This window comes from Saccharopolyspora thermophila, assembly GCF_014646075.1.
Lineage (GTDB): Bacteria > Actinomycetota > Actinomycetes > Mycobacteriales > Pseudonocardiaceae > Saccharopolyspora > Saccharopolyspora thermophila.
The window spans coordinates 1-17,257 of the sequence record NZ_BMMT01000013.1 but is presented as its reverse complement, the minus strand read 5'-3'; the positions used below and the strand labels follow the sequence as shown (position 1 = coordinate 17,257).

The 17,257-nt window shown below is 73.1% G+C and carries 17 protein-coding genes; 4 read left to right on the top strand and 13 right to left on the bottom strand.

The window, feature by feature from the left end; genetic code table 11:
* Positions 1–31 precede the first annotated feature (31 nt).
* The 9 genes from IEY17_RS17640 to def form a co-directional block, all read right to left on the bottom strand.
* A complete protein-coding gene (locus IEY17_RS17640; protein WP_188989127.1) occupies positions 32–679 on the bottom strand; it encodes a riboflavin synthase in 648 nt (215 codons plus the stop codon).
* Positions 680–705: 26 nt separating this feature from the next.
* A complete protein-coding gene (ribD, locus tag IEY17_RS17635; protein ID WP_188989125.1) occupies positions 706–1,731 on the bottom strand; it encodes a bifunctional diaminohydroxyphosphoribosylaminopyrimidine deaminase/5-amino-6-(5-phosphoribosylamino)uracil reductase RibD in 1,026 nt (341 codons plus the stop codon).
* A gap of 76 nt (positions 1,732–1,807) precedes the next feature.
* Complete coding sequence (gene rpe / locus IEY17_RS17630) at positions 1,808–2,488, bottom strand: ribulose-phosphate 3-epimerase (protein WP_188989377.1); 681 nt, start codon at positions 2,486–2,488, stop codon at positions 1,808–1,810.
* Positions 2,489–2,621: 133 nt separating this feature from the next.
* Positions 2,622–4,022, bottom strand: coding sequence for an amino acid permease (locus IEY17_RS17625; RefSeq protein WP_188989123.1), 1,401 nt, complete (start codon positions 4,020–4,022; stop codon positions 2,622–2,624).
* Positions 4,023–4,136: 114 nt separating this feature from the next.
* Positions 4,137–4,553 carry an OsmC family protein gene (locus tag IEY17_RS17620; protein ID WP_188989121.1) on the bottom strand — a complete coding sequence of 139 codons (417 nt, stop codon included), beginning with the start codon at positions 4,551–4,553 and terminating at the stop codon, positions 4,137–4,139.
* Positions 4,554–4,696: 143 nt separating this feature from the next.
* Entirely contained in the window at positions 4,697–5,149 is a 453-nt protein-coding gene (locus tag IEY17_RS17615) for a nucleoside deaminase (protein WP_188989119.1), read from the bottom strand.
* 42 nt (positions 5,150–5,191) lie between these two features.
* Entirely contained in the window at positions 5,192–6,604 is a 1,413-nt protein-coding gene (locus IEY17_RS17610; protein ID WP_188989117.1) for an RsmB/NOP family class I SAM-dependent RNA methyltransferase, read from the bottom strand.
* Complete coding sequence (gene fmt / locus IEY17_RS17605; RefSeq protein WP_188989115.1) at positions 6,601–7,524, bottom strand: methionyl-tRNA formyltransferase; 924 nt, start codon at positions 7,522–7,524, stop codon at positions 6,601–6,603. The genes IEY17_RS17610 and fmt overlap by 4 nt, the downstream gene beginning before the upstream one ends.
* 2 nt (positions 7,525–7,526) lie before the next feature.
* On the bottom strand, positions 7,527–8,072 hold the full coding sequence (gene def / locus IEY17_RS17600) for a peptide deformylase (protein WP_188989113.1): 546 nt from the start codon (positions 8,070–8,072) through the stop codon (positions 7,527–7,529).
* 161 nt (positions 8,073–8,233) lie between these two features.
* On the opposite strand from def, the gene IEY17_RS17595 reads away from it, so the two are divergent.
* Positions 8,234–9,127 (top strand): DUF4231 domain-containing protein, encoded by an 894-nt coding sequence (locus tag IEY17_RS17595; protein ID WP_188989111.1) that lies wholly within the window; start codon positions 8,234–8,236, stop codon positions 9,125–9,127.
* A gap of 108 nt (positions 9,128–9,235) precedes the next feature.
* Here IEY17_RS17595 and ggt read toward each other — a convergent pair whose 3' ends face one another.
* Together ggt and IEY17_RS17585 are read right to left on the bottom strand one after the other, a co-directional pair.
* Entirely contained in the window at positions 9,236–11,032 is a 1,797-nt protein-coding gene (ggt, locus tag IEY17_RS17590) for a gamma-glutamyltransferase (protein ID WP_188989109.1), read from the bottom strand.
* A 121-nt stretch (positions 11,033–11,153) separates the two neighbouring features.
* Positions 11,154–11,702 (bottom strand): GNAT family N-acetyltransferase, encoded by a 549-nt coding sequence (locus IEY17_RS17585; protein WP_188989107.1) that lies wholly within the window; start codon positions 11,700–11,702, stop codon positions 11,154–11,156.
* A gap of 191 nt (positions 11,703–11,893) precedes the next feature.
* On the opposite strand from IEY17_RS17585, the gene IEY17_RS17580 reads away from it, so the two are divergent.
* The 3 genes from IEY17_RS17580 (at position 11,894) to IEY17_RS17570 (ending at position 16,128) form a co-directional block, all read left to right on the top strand.
* Positions 11,894–13,285: a DUF6777 domain-containing protein gene (locus IEY17_RS17580; RefSeq protein ID WP_188989106.1), complete on the top strand. Its 1,392-nt coding sequence runs from the start codon at positions 11,894–11,896 to the stop codon at positions 13,283–13,285.
* Between the two features lie 207 nt (positions 13,286–13,492).
* The gene (locus tag IEY17_RS17575) at positions 13,493–15,523 is read left to right on the top strand and encodes a primosomal protein N' (protein WP_188989104.1); all 2,031 of its coding nucleotides are present in this window, start codon (positions 13,493–13,495) and stop codon (positions 15,521–15,523) included.
* A 149-nt stretch (positions 15,524–15,672) separates the two neighbouring features.
* Positions 15,673–16,128 (top strand): tRNA (cytidine(34)-2'-O)-methyltransferase, encoded by a 456-nt coding sequence (locus tag IEY17_RS17570; RefSeq protein ID WP_188989102.1) that lies wholly within the window; start codon positions 15,673–15,675, stop codon positions 16,126–16,128.
* Here IEY17_RS17570 and IEY17_RS17565 read toward each other — a convergent pair.
* Together IEY17_RS17565 and IEY17_RS17560 are read right to left on the bottom strand one after the other, a co-directional pair.
* Entirely contained in the window at positions 16,104–16,814 is a 711-nt protein-coding gene (locus IEY17_RS17565) for a YwaF family protein (RefSeq protein ID WP_188989099.1), read from the bottom strand. The two genes, IEY17_RS17570 and IEY17_RS17565, sit on opposite strands and share 25 nt — an antisense overlap.
* A 135-nt stretch (positions 16,815–16,949) precedes the next feature.
* The coding region (locus IEY17_RS17560) for a methionine adenosyltransferase domain-containing protein (RefSeq protein WP_188989098.1) at positions 16,950–17,257 on the bottom strand (308 nt) is incomplete at its 5' end.

Sequence of the window (17,257 nt, the reverse complement as noted above, 5' to 3'; positions counted from 1 at the left end):
ACCTTGTCGTCGGGGTTCACCTCGTCCGGGTTCACCGCGCCTCCCTGACGCCGCCATTGTCCCCCGAACGGGGCTGGACACCATGGGCCTGGTCGGCCAGCTGGGCCGCGGCCAGGCGTTCGAGGTGCTTGGCCAGCACGTCCACCTCGATGTTCACTTCGTCACCCGGTTCGCGCAGGCCCAGCGTGGTGAGCTGCTTGGTGGTGGGGATCAGGGCCACGCTGAAGTGGTCGTCACCGGCCTCGACGACGGTCAGCGACACCCCGTCGACGGTGATCGACCCCTTCTCGACCAGATAGCGGGACAGCCGCCGGGGCAGGTCGAAGCGGGTCAGCCCGTCGGCGTCCGTGCCGCGCACGACGGCGGTGCCGTCGACGTGCCCCTGCACGATGTGGCCGCCGAGCCGCTCGCCGAGCGCCATCGCGCGCTCCAGGTTGACCCGGTCGCCCGGCGCGATGCCCTTCATCGAGGAGCGCCGCAGCGTCTCGGCGACCACGTCCACCGAGAACCGGCCCTCGCCGACCTCCACCGCGGTCAGGCACACGCCGTTGACCGCGATCGAGTCGCCGTGCTTCGCGTCCTCGGTCACCACGGGACCGACGATGGTCAGCCGGCTGCCGTCGGCCAACGGCTCGACCGCCTCGATGGTGCCGAGTTCCTCGACGATCCCGGTGAACACTGCTGCCTCCTCGCTGTTCGACCGGATCAGGCGGGTGGGCGGTCCTGCGGAACCGCGCTCACCCGGATGTCCGGGCCACTCATCGTCGTCTCTTCGACCCGCAACCGCCATGCCTGCGAGATGCTTCCCACTCCGGCGTCGCCGAGCGCCGCCGGGCCGGAGCCGAGCAGCATCGGCGCGAGGTAGGCCAGCACCCGGTCCACGCACCTGGCGGCCAGGAACGCCCCCGCCAGCCGGGGGCCGCCTTCCAGCAGCACGTCCACCACCCCGCGTTCGGCGAGCGCGGTGAGCACCGCGGCGGGGTCGCCACCAGGCAGCCGGACGGTTTCGGCGGCGTCGTCGAAGACCCGCGCCGTCGGCGGCAGGTCGCTGTCCCCGACCACGACGCGGAGCGGTTGGCGGGCCAGCAGCGCGCCGTCCGGGGCGCGGGCCGTCAGGTGGGGGTCGTCGGCGCGGACCGTGCCGGTGCCCACGACGATCGCGTCCACCTGCCCGCGGATGCGGTGCACCTCGGCGCGTGACTCGGGCGAGCTGATCCACTTGCTGGTGCCGTCGGCGGCGGCCGAGCGGCCGTCCAGCGTGGCCGCGTACTTCCACGTCACGTGCGGGCGTCCGGTGCGGGCGAAGTGCAGCCATGCGCGCAGCGGCCCGCGGGCCACCTCGTCGGCCAGCAGACCACTGTGGACGTCGACGCCCGCCGCGCGGAGCACCTCGGCACCACCGGCGGCCTGCGGGTTGGGGTCGGACACCGCGTGCACCACCCGGGCCACGCCGACGGCGCGCAGGGCGTCCGTGCACGGCGGCGTGCGGCCGGTGTGCGCGCAGGGCTCCAGCGTCACCACGGCGGTGCCGCCCCGGGCGCGGTCTCCCGCCGCGCGGAGCGCGACGACCTCCGCGTGCGGACCACCGGGCGGCTCGGTTGCCCCGACACCGACGACCTCGCCGCCGGCATCCAGGATCACGCAGCCGACGGGCGGATTCGGGCTCGTCGTGCCGCGCACCTGCTCGCTCGCCGCGATCGCCGCGCGCATCGCCTCGGCTTCAGCGACCATCGTGCGTCCTTTCCCCGCGCGGCGGTGTCAGTGGCAACCGACGGGTCGATTCCGCTGGAACCGCCCGGGAATCCGGTCACCGTCGGACGTGCGCGAAAGCCGGGGCGGCCTTCGCCCGCAGCGCCTCCACGGCCCGGGCCGGGTCGTCGGCGTTGTACACCGCCGAGCCCGCCACGAAGCAGTCCACGCCCGCCTCGGCCGCCTGCTCGATGGTGTCGGCGTTGATGCCGCCGTCGATCTCCACCACCAGCTTCAGGTGGCCGGTGTCGATCAGTTGGCGGGCCCTGCGGACCTTGTCCAGCACGTCCGCGATGAACTTCTGGCCGCCGAAGCCCGGCTCCACCGACATCACCAGCAGCGTGTCGTAGTGCCTGAGCACGTCGACGTAGGGCTCCAGCGGGGTGCCCGGCTTGATCGACAGCCCGGCCTTGGCACCCGCGGCGCGCAGGTCCTTGGCGATGGCGATCGGGTCCTTGGCGGCTTCCACGTGCACCGTGACGTTGTAGGCGCCGGCTTCGGCGTAGCCGATGGCCCAGCGGTCCGGGTCCTCGATCATCAGGTGGCAGTCGATCGGGATGTCGGTGGCCTTCAGCAGCGACTGCACCACCGGCAGACCCAGGGTCAGGTTGGGCACGAAGTGCGCGTCCATCACGTCCACGTGCAGCCAGTCGGCCCGCTTGCCGGGCTCGCCGTCGACGGCGGCGATCTCGTCGGCGAGACGGGCGAAGTCGGCGGAGAGGATGGACGGCGCGATCATCGGCTGGTTCGACACATGCGGGAGTGTAAATCCCTGGTGCCGCTGGTCGCGGAGCGCCCTCACCCCCACCCTGCAACGCCCTTCCGGGTGAAGCGGAGGGGCACCTCGTCACCTGGTTGGCGGGCGAAGAGGCTCACCTCGTGCTACCGGAGCGCTGGGCGCGGCGGCGGATGACGTAGTACCCCGCGCACAGCACCAGCAGGAACGGCAGGCCCGCCTTCCACGCCGTGCTGAACGGTCCCAGAAACGGCGTCGTCAGCAGCACGGCCGCGAAGAACAACGCGGCCAGCACCGTGGTCACCGGGGCGCCGGGCAGCCGCACCGGCGACGGCGGCAGCCCCTCCGCGGCGCGGCGACGGCGGAACACCAGCTGGCTGGCGAAGATCAGCAGGTACACCACCAGCGCACCGAACAGCGCCATGCCCAGCAGCATCGGGAACGCGGTGTCCTCCGCGAACACCGCCAGCGACGCGGCCAGCGCCAGTCCCGCCGCGGACAGCACCAGCGCCCGGCGCGGCACCCCGTTGCGGCTCACCGCCGCGAACCACTTCGGCGCGTAGCCGTCGAGGGCCAGCGAGTGCGTCATTCGCGCGGTCAGGTACAGGTTCGTGTTCATCGCCGACAGCGCGGCCGTGAGCACCACGAAGTTCATGATCCCGGCCGCGGCGGGGATGCCCACCATGCTGAACAGCCGCACGAACGGGCTCTGCGTGATGTCGTCGGAGGACGACACCTGGTCCCACGGCAGGATCGAGACCACCACGAGCATGCCGAGCACGTAGAACAGCGCCAGCCGCAGCACCGTGCTGCGCGCCGCCCGCGGCACGTCCCGCGCCGGGTTGCTGGACTCCGCCGCGGTCATCGACACCGCCTCGGTGCCCAGGTACGAGAAGGTCACCACGGCCAGCGCCAGCCACACCGCGCCGACGCCGTTGGGCAGGAACCCGCCGTGCTCGGTCAGCGCGGCCACGCCCACCGGCTGCGTGCCGGGCAGGCCGAACACCATGTAGACCACGCCGAGCACCACGAACACCACGATCGTGATGACCTTGATCATGGCGAACCAGTACTCGAACTCGCCGAAGAAGCGCACCGCGGCGAGGTTCACCGCCAGCATCAGCACCGCGAACGCCACCACCGGTGCCCACAGCGGCAGCTGCGGATACCAGAACTGCACGTACAGCCCGGCCGCGATGACCTCGCCGCCGATGTTGACCACCTGCGCGGCCCAGTACATCCAGCGCGACAGGAACCCGGCCAGGCCGCCCAGGTACCGATGGATCACCGCCCCGAAACCGCCGGCCTCGGGGTGCACGACGATCATCTCGGCCAGCGCGTAGGCCAGCGCCAGCACGGCGAACGCGGCCACCGCGTAGGCGATGATCACGGCCGGGCCGGCGATCGAGATCGCCAACCCCGAGCCGAGGAACAACCCGGTCCCGATGGCCCCGCCGACGGCGATCATGCCCACCTGGCGGCCGGAGAGGTCCCTGCGCAGCCCGGTCTGCTGTAGCGGTGCGGTCTCCTGTGCCACTGTGCTGTGCCTCCCCTGTTCGTCGCGCACCACCAGCCGGTGCGCGACGAGCACCCTACGACGTGATCGCACGCGGGCTGGCGCCGGTTGTGCGGGTGTCGGTGGGTGCGCCCGTCAGCGGGGCAGGGCGAGGTCGATCGGAGTGCCCTCCTCCACCGAGCGGCTCACCGTGCAGTACTTCTCGATCGCGCGCCGCACCGCGTCGACGAGCCTGCCGCGCTCGCCCTCGTCCTCGATGACGCTGAGGTCGACGTCGAAGGTGATCTGGACCGAGGAGAACTTGTTCGGGTCCTCCGGGGCCTTGCGGCGGTCGGCGTGCACGGTGAACCCCGCGTCCTCGCCGATCCGGCGGACGAGCAGGTTCTCGCCGGTCAGCGCCGCGCAGCCGGCGATGGCCGCGAGGAGCAGCTCACCGGGGGTGAACGCGCCCGGGGCGCCGTCGCGGCCGATGGTCACCTGCGCGCCGCGCGGGTTGGTCGCGGTGAAGGTGTGCTGACCTGTCCGGGTCGTCTCGACCGGGGTGGATGACATGGGTACCGCCTGACGTTGATCGCTGTTGCCGGTCCAGCCTCGGCGTGCAACCGCGGCTTGGTCAACCACTCCGCCGGTCGCGTCGGAGTGTTCGGCATCCGGCCACCGGCCGGGGCGGTCTGGCGGTTCGAGCACGTCGGTGGTCAGTCCTGGCCGATGTCCTCGTACCACAGCTGCGGGTTCGCCTCGATGAACTCGGCCATCATGCGCGCGCAGCCCGGGTCGTCGAGGAGGACGACCTCCACCCCGTTCTCGGCGAGCCAGTCGTGGCCGCCGTGGAAGTTGCGGGCCTCGCCGATGACCACGCGGCCGATGCCGAACTGGCGCACCAGCCCGCTGCAGTACCAGCACGGCGACAGCGTGGTCACCATCGTGGTCCCGGCGTAGGAGCGCTGCCGTCCGGCGTTGCGGAAGGCCGCCGTCTCGCCGTGCACGGACGGATCGTCGTCCTGCACGCGCCGGTTGTGGCCGCGCCCGAGCACCTGGCCGTCGGCGCCGATCAGCGCCGCGCCGATGGGGATGCCGCCCTCGGCTCGTCCGGCCTCGGCCTCGGCCACCGCGATCTCCAGCCACCGCCGGTAGTCCACTTCGGACAACGCCGCTCCTCTCCTGACGCTTCCGGGCGCCCCGCACCTCGGTCAGACGCGCAGCAGAGCGCAGAACATGGCGTCGGTGCCGTGGCGGTGCGGCCACAGCTGGACGCCCGGGCCGTCGCCCACATCCGGCACCCCCGGGAAGTGGGGGCGGGCGTCGAGCTGGGTCACCCCGGTGCGGCGCACCACGTCCGACACCACGCCTTCGGTCTCTGGCAGGTGCGGTGAGCACACGACGTAGGCCACCACGCCGCCCGGCCGGGTCAGCCTGATCGCCGACATCAGCAGCTCGCGCTGCAACTTCGTCAGGTCTCCCACATCGGAGGGCTGCCGCCGCCAACGCGCCTCCGGGCGACGGCGCAACGCCCCGAGCCCCGTGCACGGCGCGTCCACCAGCACCCGGTCGAAGCCGGGCTCCAGTCCAGGATCACGGCCGTCGGCCACGTGCACCGACACCGACAGGCCCTCGGTGGCCCGGCGCACGAGTTCGGCGCGGTGCGGCGCCTGCTCGACCGCGTCGAGCGTGCCGCCGTCGAGGGTGACCAGCGCGCCGAGCAGCGCCGCCTTGCCGCCGGGTCCGGCGCACAGGTCCAGCCAGCGCAGGTCCGAGCCCTCGACCTCGGGGCGGGTCAGGGCCAGCGCCGCCAGCTGGCTGCCCTCGTCCTGCACCGCGGCGAACCCCTCGCGCACCGGTTCCAGCTCGCCGGGGTCACCGGCTCCGGCCTCCAGTCGCACCCCATACGGCGAGTACGGCGCCGGGTCGCCGCCGGTGATCGCGGCCAGCTCGTCGGCGCTGATCTCCCCCGGCCGCGCGGTCAGGTGCACCGCCGGGCGGGCGTCGTCGGCGGCCAGCGCCGCCTCCAGTTCGTTGAGGCCGAGCACGTCGGCGAACGCCTGCGCGATCCAGCGCGGGTGCGCGTGGCGCATCGCCAGATGCCCGACCGGGTCCTCGTCGCGGGCGGGGGCGATCCGCTCGATCCAGCCCTGCTCGTCGAGCTCGGTGACGCTGCGGAGCACGGCGTTGGCGAAACCGGCCAGCTTCGAACCGGATTCGTACCGCACGATGTCCACAGTGGAGGCCACGGCGGCGTGCGCCGGGATGCGGGTGCGCAGCAGCTGGTAGACGCCGAGGCGCAGCGCGTCCAGCAGCTTCGGGTCCAGGTCGGCCAGCGGGCGGTTGCTGCACTCGTCGATGACGGCGTCCAGCAGGCCCTGCGCCCGGCAGGTGCCGTAGGTCAGCTCGGTGGCCAGCGCCGCGTCGCGCCCGGTGATGCGGCGCTGCTTGAGCAGCGGCGGCAGCGCGAGGTTGGCGTAGGCGTCGCGTTCCCGCACCGCGCGCAGGGTTTCCACCGCGGCGAGCCGGACGGGGTCCACCTCCACCGGGCGGGACGGGCCGGACTTACGCTGCGGCGGCCGGGCCTTCGACGGTCGGGACGGCCGGCGGCGGCGATTGTTCACGTGAGCTTTTCTCCTCGCTCCAGGCGAATTCCGCGAGCCCAGTCGGTGGCTGCCATCCGCTTCTTGCCCGCTGCCTGCACCTCGCCCAGCGCCACCGCCGTGGTGCCGGTGCCGACCAGCACGCGCCTGCGCTCCACGCGGATCTCCCCCGGCGGCAGCTCGTCGTCCACGACGGTCACCGGGCCGAGCTTGAACCGCTCGCCGCGCAGCAGCGCCCAGGCACCCGGGTCCGGGGTCACCGACCGGATCAGCCGGTCGACCGCGGTCGCGGGCGCGGTGAAGTCGACCTTGGCGTCCTCGACGGTCACCTTCGGCGCGTGGCTGACGCCCTCGGCGGGCTGTTCCTCGGCGCGCAGCGTGCCGTCCTCGATGCCGTCGAGGGTGGCCACCAGCAGGTCCGCGCCGGACACCGCCAACCGGCCCAGCAGGTCCCCGGCGGTGTCGGTGGGGTGCACCGGCTCGGTGACCACGCCGAACACCGGTCCGGCGTCCAGCTCACGCACGATGCGGAAGGTGGTGGCCCCGGTGACCTCGTCGCCGTGCCGGATCGCGGCCTGCACCGGTGCGGCACCGCGCCACGCGGGCAGCACCGAGAAGTGCAGGTTGACCCAGCCGTGCTTCGGGATGGCCAGCGCCTTGTCGGGCAGCAGCGCCCCGTAGGCGACCACCGGGCAGCAGTCGGGCTCCAGCTCGGTCAGCCGCGTCAGGAACTCCGGGTCCGAGGCGCGGGCGGGCGTGAGCACCTCGATGCCGTGCTCGTCGGCCAGCGCGCCCACCGGGGAGCGCAGCAGCTTGCGGCCCCGCCCGGCCGGTGCGTCCGGCCGGGTGACCACCGCGGCGACCTCGTGCCGGTCGGACTCGATCAGCGCCCGCAGGGAGGGCACCGCCGGCGCGGGGGTTCCGGCGAAGACCACGCGCATCGTCAGCGCCCCCCGAACAACGGGTGCGGGTTCTGCTTGATGACGGGCACCTCACCGTCGAACCACGGCGCGCTGCGGATCTCGCGCAGCGCCTGCTTGCGGGTCTGCTCGTCCAGGCGGTCGACGAACAGCACGCCGTCGAGGTGGTCGGTCTCGTGCTGGATACAGCGGGCCAGCAGGTCGGTGCCCTCGACCTCGACCGGGTCGCCGTGCATGTTCCAGCCGCGCGCCACCACGTGCCGGTTGCGCAGGCAGTCCCAGGTCATGCCCGGGATCGACAGACAGCCCTCCGGGCCGAACTGCTCCTCGTCGCCGACCGCCGTCCAGGTCGGGTTCACCAGATGCCCGGCGAAGCCGTCACAGTGGTAGGTGAACACCCGCAGGCTTACCCCCAGCTGGGGTGCGGCCAGCCCGGCCCCGCCCTGGGCCTCCATCGTGTCCCACAGGTCCTGGACGAGGGTGCGCAGCTCCTTGTCGAAGTCCACGACCTCGTCGGCCCTGGTGCGCAGCACGGGGTCGCCGAAGAGTCTGATCGGCTGGACGGTCACATGAGCTCCCTGGGTGTCAGCGGCGCGATTGGCGACCCGACGAGTCTAGTCGTCGCCCCGGGCCACCCGCCGATCCCGCCAGTTCCGCCGAAACGGCAGCTTCGGGAGACTGATCACGCCACGATTCTCTGGACACCCCCGAGCTCGAGCACGGAGCGGACATGGCGACGACAGACCAGCTGCCGAACCTCGACCACGGCGACTACCCCGGCCTGTTCCAGGCCGCCGACGCGGCCTCGCTGCACCAGCAGCGCAGCTACCTGCGGGGCGTTCGGTTCCGCCTGGTGCTGACCGTGGCGGCCGCGGTGCTGGCGGCCTTCACGCTGCGCATCGGCGGTGCGGGCATCGACGTGTTCGCGCTGGGCACGGCGTTGGCGTTCGTGGGCGCGATGGTGATCCAGCTGGCGCTGGTGGGCTCCCGGCCCGACCAGGTCTGGTACGAGGGGCGGGCGCTCGCGGAGTCGGTCAAGACGCTGACCTGGCGCTACGCGGTGGCCGCGCAGCCGTTCCCGGCCGGTGACGAGCAGGCCGACGTGGAGTTCGTCAAGCGCATCCAGGCGATGCACCGCGACCTGCCCAACGTGCACCTGGGCCCGACCACCGCACCGCCGATCTCGGAGCGGATGCGCGAGCTGCGCGCCGCGCCGCTGGCGGTGCGCAAGGAGGCGTACCTGACCGGCCGCGTGCTCGACCAGCAGGACTGGTACGCCACCAAGGCCGTCTACCACCAGCAGCGGGCCCGGATCTACCGGACCACGATGCTGGTCATGGAGGTGGTGGGCGTGGCGGGGGCGCTCGCCAAGGCCACCGGGGTGGTGGACTTCGACCTGGCGGGCATCGTGGCCGCGATGGTGTCGGCGGTCGCGGCGTGGACCGCCACCCGCCAGCGCGCCGCGACCGCGACCGCCTACGTGGTGGCCTCCCACGAGCTGGGCGTGATCCGCGACCTGATCGACCGGGACCTCGACGAGCAGCAGTGGTCGGCGGCGGTGGTGGACGCGGAGTCGGCGATCAGCCGCGAGCACACCATGTGGCACGCCAACCGCGCCCACTGAGGCCAGGGCCGCGGTCGGCTGCTCCGGTTCCTCCGGCCGTCGTCCGGAGCGCCAGCCGGAAGGGCACCTCCGGCCGGAAGGTCGGAGGTGCCCCGTAGCGGTCCCGGGTCAGCGGAGGGAAGCGACGACGGCCGCACTACCGCCGCCGCGGCGTTCCCGCTCCGCCGCCGCGATCCAGCGGCCGTCCGCCAGACGCTCCACTCCGGTGGCCGCGCCGATCTCCGTCACCGTCTTGAACTGGTGGCCGATGGCGCGCAGCTTCTCCGCCTCCGGCTGCGCCACAAAGCCCGGCTCCGCCTCGGTCTGGGCCGCGTTGCGCTGCGACGCCCGCGGTTCGGCGATGGCGTCCACCAGCGGCATACCGCGGTCCAGGCGGCCGGTGAGCACCTGCAGGACGGTGGTGATGATGGTGGCGCCGCCGGGGCTGCCGACCGCCAGCAGCGGCTTGCCGTCCTGCAGCACGATCGTCGGGCTCATCGAGCTGCGCGGGCGCTTGCCCGGGGCCGGCAGGTTCGGGTCGGGCTGGCCGGGCGTGACCGGGGTGAAGTTGAAGTCGGTCAGCTCGTTGTTGAGCAGGAAACCGCGACCGGGCACCACGATGCCGCTGCCGCCGGTCTGCTCGATGGTCAGGGTGTAGGACACCACGTTGCCCCAGCGGTCGGCCACGGTCAGATGCGTGGTGTTCGGGCCCTCGTACGGCTCGGCGCCCTGCTCCGTGCGCGGTTGGCAGCCCTGCGGATCGTTCGGGTCACCGGGTGCCACCGGCGCCGGCAGCACCGCGTCGTCGGCGATCAGGCATTCCCGGGAGTCGGCGAACTCCTGGCTGGTCAGGCCTGCGGTGGGCACGTCGGAGAAGGCCGGGTCGCCGACCCAGCGGTTGCGGTCGGCGAAGGCGATCTTGCTGGCCTCCAGGTAGCGGTGCAGGTACGCGGTCTTGTCCAGGTGGGACAGGTCGCTGCGCTCCAGGATGTTCAGCGCCTCGCCGACCGTGGTACCGCCGGAGCTGGCCGGCGCCATGCCGTAGACGTCGAGCCCGCGGTAGGTGAGGTGCGTCGGCTCCCGCTCCTCGGTGCGGTAGGCGCGCAGGTCGTCGGCGGTCATCCCGCCCGGGCGCACGGTGCGCTGCACGGCCGGGTCGACCGGCGGGTTGGTGACGGTGCGGACGATGTCCGCGCCGATCTCACCGTCGTAGAGCGCGTCGATGCCGCGCGTGCCCAGGACGTGGTAGGTGTCGGCGAGGTCGGGGTTGCGCAGCACGCTGCCGACCTCCGGCAGCTCGCCACCGGGCATGAACAGCGTGCGGGTGGCCGGGAAGGCGTTGAAGCGGTCCCGGTTCTCCTCGGTCTGCCGGCGGAACGTCTCGTCGACGACGAACCCGCGGCGCGCAAGCTGCTCGGCCGGGCGCAGGACCTCGGCGAGATCCTTCGTGCCCCACCGCCGCAGAGCCTCCTGCCAGGTCATCGGGGTGCCGGGCACGCCGACGCCGAGACCGCTGGTGACCGCCTCGTCGAACGGGATCGGTTTGCCGTTCTCCAGGAACATGTCCTCGCGTGCGCTGGCGGGTGCGGTCTCGCGCCCGTCGATGGTCTCGACCTTCCCGGTCCGGGCGTCGTAGTGCACGAAGAAGCCACCGCCGCCGATCCCGGCCGAGTACGGCTCCGTCACGCCCAGCGCCGCCGCGACCGCGACCGCGGCGTCAGCCGCGGTACCGCCGCGCCGGAGCACGTCGATGCCGATCTGGGTCGCGTAGGGATCGACGCTGGAGACGGCGCCACCGTAGCCGACCGCTTCGGCCTGCTTGGGCGGTTCCACCGGGGGTGCCGCGGACGCGGTGTGCGCCATCGGCGCGACCAGGCCGCAGGACGTGATCACGCCCAGCGCGAGTCGAACAAGCCTTGTGGGCATTGCCACCTCCACAGATCAACAACGCCGCTCACCCTACCGGCCCACCATCCCCGCGGCCGCGCTCCCGCGCAGTGCGCGTTCCCTCGGGGGCAGCGCGCGCCGAGCCGTTCGGCCCGTGGCCCTACCGGTACCGAGCCGACCACTGCTCGCGGGTCACCTCGTACTCGACGTCGCCGTGCTCCGAGCCGTCGATCGGGCCTTCCGGCCAGTCGGTGAAGAACGTGCGCACGTAGCGCAGGCCGGTCTTCTCCAGCACCCGCCGCGACGCCCGGTTGACGGTCATGGTCTGGGCCCAGACGCGGCGCAGGCCCGAGGCGCCGAACGCCTCGCGGACCAGCGCGGTGGCGCCCTCGGTCGCGAACCCCCGACCCCATGCCGCCCGGTGCAGGCGGTAGCCCAGCTCCGCGTCGTCCCCGGTCGGGTGCAGCATGAAGATCCCCAGGAACCGGCCGCGGTCGCGCTCCACCGCGGCCCAGGTACCGGGTCCGCCGAAGCACTCCTGGTACGCCAGAAACCGCGGCATGATCTCGGCGACGACCTCGTCGCGGGACACCGCGGCGCCACCGTTGATGTAGCGCATGACCGCGGGGTCGTTGCAGAGCGCGAAGACCTCGTCGACGTCGCCCGGAACCAACTCCCGCAACACCAACCGCTCCGTCTCCAGCAGCATTGCCCCTCCTCGAGTCGCACCGATCAAACCAGCGGCTGCTGGGCAGCGCCACCGGATTTCCCGGGGTGCGCTCCCCTTTCGGTTCGGGGGTTCGTCCGGGGGCCGGCACCCTCGTTCCCGGCCCGCGTCGTTGGGACCTTGGGGTAGTCGGCCCGATACCGGTCACCGACCTCGCAACGAAAGGACACGACATGCGCAACGACGGACGACCCACCGCCACCCGCCACCGGGGCATCGCCGGTCTGGTGGCCCTCGGGCTGCTCGGCGGCATCGGTTGGGCGAGCCTGGGGACGGGCCAGGGCGCCGCTGCGCTGCTGGCGTCGACCGACCAGCAGAACAACCAGTCGGTCTGCGACGCGGACGGCCTGCTCACCGAACTGCGGAGCAACGACACCATGGCCGCCGGATGGGCGCGGGTGCTGCACATCCGCACCGCGAACCTCCCCGACTTCGTGGCGAGCCTGCGACCGCAGGTGTTGCCGTCGGACACCCCGGTGACCGAGCACGTCTTCGACGACGGCCGCTTCCTGCCCCGACCGGCGGTGCTGCCGGAGGGCACCGAGGTCCTCGCCGACACCGGCGGCGACCCGGCGGTCAACTGCACCACGGGCAACCCGCTGACCGAGTCCCGCTCCGGCCCGAGCACCCCGGGCACCACCCGCTCGGGCACGCCATACGGCGTCGCGCCCGGTTCCGCCGCGAACCCGGGTGCGGGCACCGCACCTGCCCCGGGCGCCGGGCCAGGTGCGACTCCCCAGCCCAAGCCGGTGGACCCGCGGATCGAGGCGGCCCGCAAGAAGGCCCAGGATGCCTTCGAGAAGGTCGAGCAGGCCCGCAAGGCCGCCACCGAGGCCCGCGCCAAGGCCAACGACCTCAAGGGCAAGGCGGACGCGGCTGGTCAGGAACACGACCGCCTGACCGGCATCCTCACCGCGAAGCAGAACGAGCTGACCGCCGCCCAGACCAAGTTCCTCGAGGCGAACAAGGCCGCCACCCAGGCGGAGCAGGAGGCCGCCGCCGACCCGAACAACCCCGACAAGAAGCTCCGGGCGCTGCAGCTGCGCAACTTCGCCAACGAGACCAAGGAGCAGGTCGGCGCCAAGGTCACCGAGGTCCTCAAGGCCAACGCGGACCAGAAGCAGGCCGGGCAGGCCAAGCAGGAGCTGGAGAACCGGCACCGGATGGCCGACTCGGCGGCCCGCAGCGCGGAGGGCACCGTCGTCGTCGCCGAGCAGGAGTTCGGCAAGGCGAAGACGGAGTTCGAGGACGTGGCTGGAGTCCCGTTCAAGCCCGCGCCCGTGCCCGCGCCGAAGGACCAGCCCGAGAAGGACGCGGGCAAGGAGCTGGCCAGGCTCCGGGTTGACGACGAGTCGGCCGAGCAGCGGGAACCGCTGACCAGGACCGCCCCGGACGCCGATTCGGAGGCCGTCGAGGAGCCGGGGCAGCAGTCCCAGTCCCCCGGCAAGTCCCAGTCCCCCGGCAAGTCCCAGTCCCCCGGCAAGTCCCAGTCCCCCGGCGGCGGCGGGCAGCGGACGAACCCGTCGACCGGCACCACCATGCAGGACTCCGCCGGCACGCAGTGACGGCCGCGCCGCAGGAGCCCGGATCCGCTGGATCCGGGCTTCCGGTGTGTCCGGATCGAGCCGGTGCGGGCCGGTTCCGTGACTCGACGCCGTACCGACTTCCTGGTTACCGCCGCGCTGGGGGTGTGGGGCCGGGCGGACGCCCGGCCTTGCTGGTGGGGACGTGGTGTGGGCGGTCGGGTCGTGTCGCTCTGGTAGAGAAGAGGCATGGCAGGTGCGGGGCCCCGGCGGCCGAAGGGGGCGAAGTCGGCGGAACGGACCGCGGCGGCGAGTCGTCCGGTGGCCCGCGTGCTGGTCGACGTCCCGCTGCCGGTGCACCTGGACCGGCCGTTCGACTACCAGGTGCCCGACCGGTTGGACGCTGATGCCGTGCCGGGCTGCCGGGTGCGGGTGCGGTTCCGCGGCAAGCTGGTCGACGGCTACCTGCTGGAGCGCACCGAGACCTCGGAGTTCCCAGGCACCCTGTCGTGGCTGGAACGCGTGCCGTCCCCGGAGCCGGTGCTCACCCCGGACCTGCTGGAGATGTGCCGGGCGGTGGCCACCCGCTACGGCGGCATGCTCGCCGACGTGGTGCGGCTGGCCATCCCGCCGCGGCACGCCGGGGCGGAGAAGTCGGCGCCGCGCGAACCGGGCCCACCACCGCCCCGCCCGGCTGCGCAGGCGTGGGCCCGCTACCAGCACGGGACGTCCTTCCTGGAGGCCGTGCACGCGGGGCGCCCGGCCCGCGCGGTGTGGCAGGCGCTGCCCGGCGAGGACTGGCCCGCCCGGCTCGCGGAAGCCGCCACCACCGCCGCGGCGGCCGGCCGCGGTGCCCTCGTCGTGGTCCCCGACCACCGGGATCTGCAACGGCTGCACCACGCCTGCACCGAACTGCTCGGCGAGGCGGGCGTGGTGGCGCTGGCCGCCGAACTGGCCCCCGCGGAGCGCTACCACCGGTGGCTGGCCGTGTTGCGCGGCGCGGTGCGCGTGGTGATCGGAACGCGCGCGGCGATGTTCGCGCCGGTCCGCGACCTGGGCTTCGCCGCGGTGTGGGACGACGGCGACGAGCTGCACAGCTACCCCCAGGTACCCTACCCGCACACCCGCGACGTGCTGACCCAGCGCGCGCACGCCGCCGGGGCGTCGCTGATCGTCGGCGCGTTCGCCCGCACCGCCGAGGCGGCGCTGCTCGCCGAGTCCGGGTGGGCGCACGAACTCGCCGCGCACCGGTCGGACGTGCGGGCCGCCGCGCCGCGGGTGACCGCGATCGGCGAGGACGACACCCAGCTGGCGCGCGACCCGGCGGCCCGTGCGGCACGCCTGCCGTCGGTGGCGTTCGAGGCCGCGCGGGCCGCGCTCGGCGCCGGCGCACCGGTGCTGGTGCAGGTGCCGAGGCGGGGCTATGTGCCCGCGCTGGCGTGCGGCGACTGCCGTGAGCGGGCGCGGTGCCGCCGCTGCGCGGGACCGCTGGCGCTGCCGGGCGGCAGCGAGGGAGGGGTGCCCAAACCGGCGGCGTGCCGCTGGTGCGGCGCGGCGGAGGCCGCGTTCAGGTGCCCGTCGTGCGGATCGCGGCGGCTGCGCGCGGTCGCGGTGGGGGCCGGGCGCACCGCCGAGGAGCTGGGGCGGGCGTTCAGCAACGTGCCCGTGCGCACCTCGGGAGCCGGTGAGGTGCTCGCGTCCGTCCCGGCGAAACCGGCGTTGATCGTGTCCACTCCGGGGGCCGAACCGGTGGCCGAGGGCGGCTACGGGGCGGCGCTGCTGCTCGACGGCCGCACCCTGCTGGGCCGCCCGGAGCTGCGCGCGGCCGAGACCGCACTGCGGCTGTGGTTCGCGGCTGCCGCGCTGGTGCGTCCGGCCCGCGACGGCGGCCGGGTGGTGGTCATGGCCGACTCGTCGCTGCAACCGGTGCAGGCGCTGGTGCGCTGGGATCCCGCCTGGTTCGCGTCCCTGGAACTGGCCGAACGCGACCAGCTCGGCTTCCCGCCCGCCCGCCGGGTGGCGGCGGTGGACGGGACTCCGGAGGCGATCGAGTCGCTGCTGGACTCGGCGGACCTGCCGACCACCGCGGAGGTCCTCGGCCCGGTGCCGCTGGGCGAGGTGGACGCGGACGGCAACGCCGAGCGGGAACGCCTGATCGTCCGGGTCGACCGCGCCGAGGGGCGGGCCCTGGCCAGTTCCCTGCACGCCGCCCAGGCCGTCCGGGCGGCCCGCAAGGCGGCCGAACTCCAGGTCCGCCTCGACCCCCCGGACATGCTGTAGGAGGCGAACGCAGCCCTCCCAGATTCGGGCAAACCTGGAAGTCGGTACGGCCGAGGGCGGCGGGCCAGCGTCCGTTGCGGGCCTCTCGACCGGCGTCGATCGAGCGCACCCGGCACGCCGGGCGGAACCGTGGTGTGAAACGATTTCAAGTGTTTCACGTCGTCTTCTACCACCCCGAAATCCCCGGCAACGCCGGGAACGCGATCCGGATGGCGGCCGGTTCCGGCTGCGCGCTGCACCTGATCGAACCGCTCGGGTTCTCCGTGGACGACGCGAAACTCCGCCGCGCCGGACTCGACTACCACGACCGCGCCGCCCTGCACGTGCACCCCGACCTCGACTCGGCGTGGCGCACGCTGCGACCGCAGCGCATCATCGCGTTCACCACGAAGACCGACCGCTCCTACGAGACCGTCGACTACCAGCCGGGCGACGTGCTGCTGTTCGGCCCCGAGTCCACCGGACTACCCGACGACGTGCTCGACACAGCCACGCTCCAGGTGCGGATCCCGATGCTGCCCGGCATCCGCTCGATGAATCTGGCCAATTCGGCGGCCGTGGCGGTCTACGAGGCGTGGCGTCAGCAGGGCTTCGCCATGCCCTGAGCCCGCACCCGCGTCCACGGCCACGTCAGCAGCGCCCACGCGGCCAGCCCGAGCGCCACCTCCGCGAACAGGTACCACGGCCAGCCCCCCAGCAGGTCCAGCAGCGACGGGTTCTCCGGCTTGCCGCTGACGAACCCGTAGTTGGTGCCCGCCCACGCGTTGAACGCCAGCATCGCGACGACCCACGTGCACGTCACGGCGGCGGCGAACCAGTATTCACGCCAGGTGGGCCGCAGACCGGCGCCCCACGTCAGGTACGCGGCCGCCCAGACGACCACCAGGTGCTGCCCCCAGAACTCGACAAAGTCCACGTGCGGAAAGTCCGGGGCGTCCAGCGCAGGCGTGATCATCGCCTGCGGCGTCAGCGTCAGGCCCCAGTAGAAGGTGAGCGCGTAGGCCAGCGGATGCCGCGTCCACAGCGCGACCGCGGCCGCCATCCACGCCAGGTCGCACAGGTGCAGCGGCAGCGACTCGGCGATGTCCCACTGCGCGGGCAACTGCCGGTACACCAGCAGCGGCACGTTGAACGCCAGCACCACCCCGGCGAAACCGCGTCGGAACCCCGGCTCCACGTCGCGGTGCCGGTGCCCGAACACAGCCACCACCACCGACCCGCCCACGAGCAGGACGATGAGCACCCAGTGCGACGGGCCGTAGGGAACGAAGTGATCCGCCGGCGGACCCACGCCCACCAGCGTAAGCCGCCACGGGACCCCCGACGACCAACCGACCGACGGTGTCAGCAGCTGCGCTCGCCTCGGAGACACCGATGCGACGAGGCACCCACGAAACGCGTCGCGGGTGCCTCCTGCGGTGGTCGGTCAGGCGTTGGCGGCGGCCTTCAGGGCTTCGGCGCGGTCGGTGCGCTCCCACGGCAGGTCGACATCGGTGCGGCCGAAGTGACCGTAGGCCGCGGTCTGCGCGTAGATCGGGCGCAGCAGGTCCAGGTCGCGAATGATCGCCGCCGGGCGCAGGTCGAACACCTCGTTGATGGCCGCCTGAATCTTGAGCGGGTCGACGTTCTCGGTGCCGAAGGTCTCCACGAACAGCCCGACCGGGGCGGCCTTGCCGATCGCGTAGGCCACCTGCACCTCGAGACGACTGGCCAGACCGGCGGCCACCGCGTTCT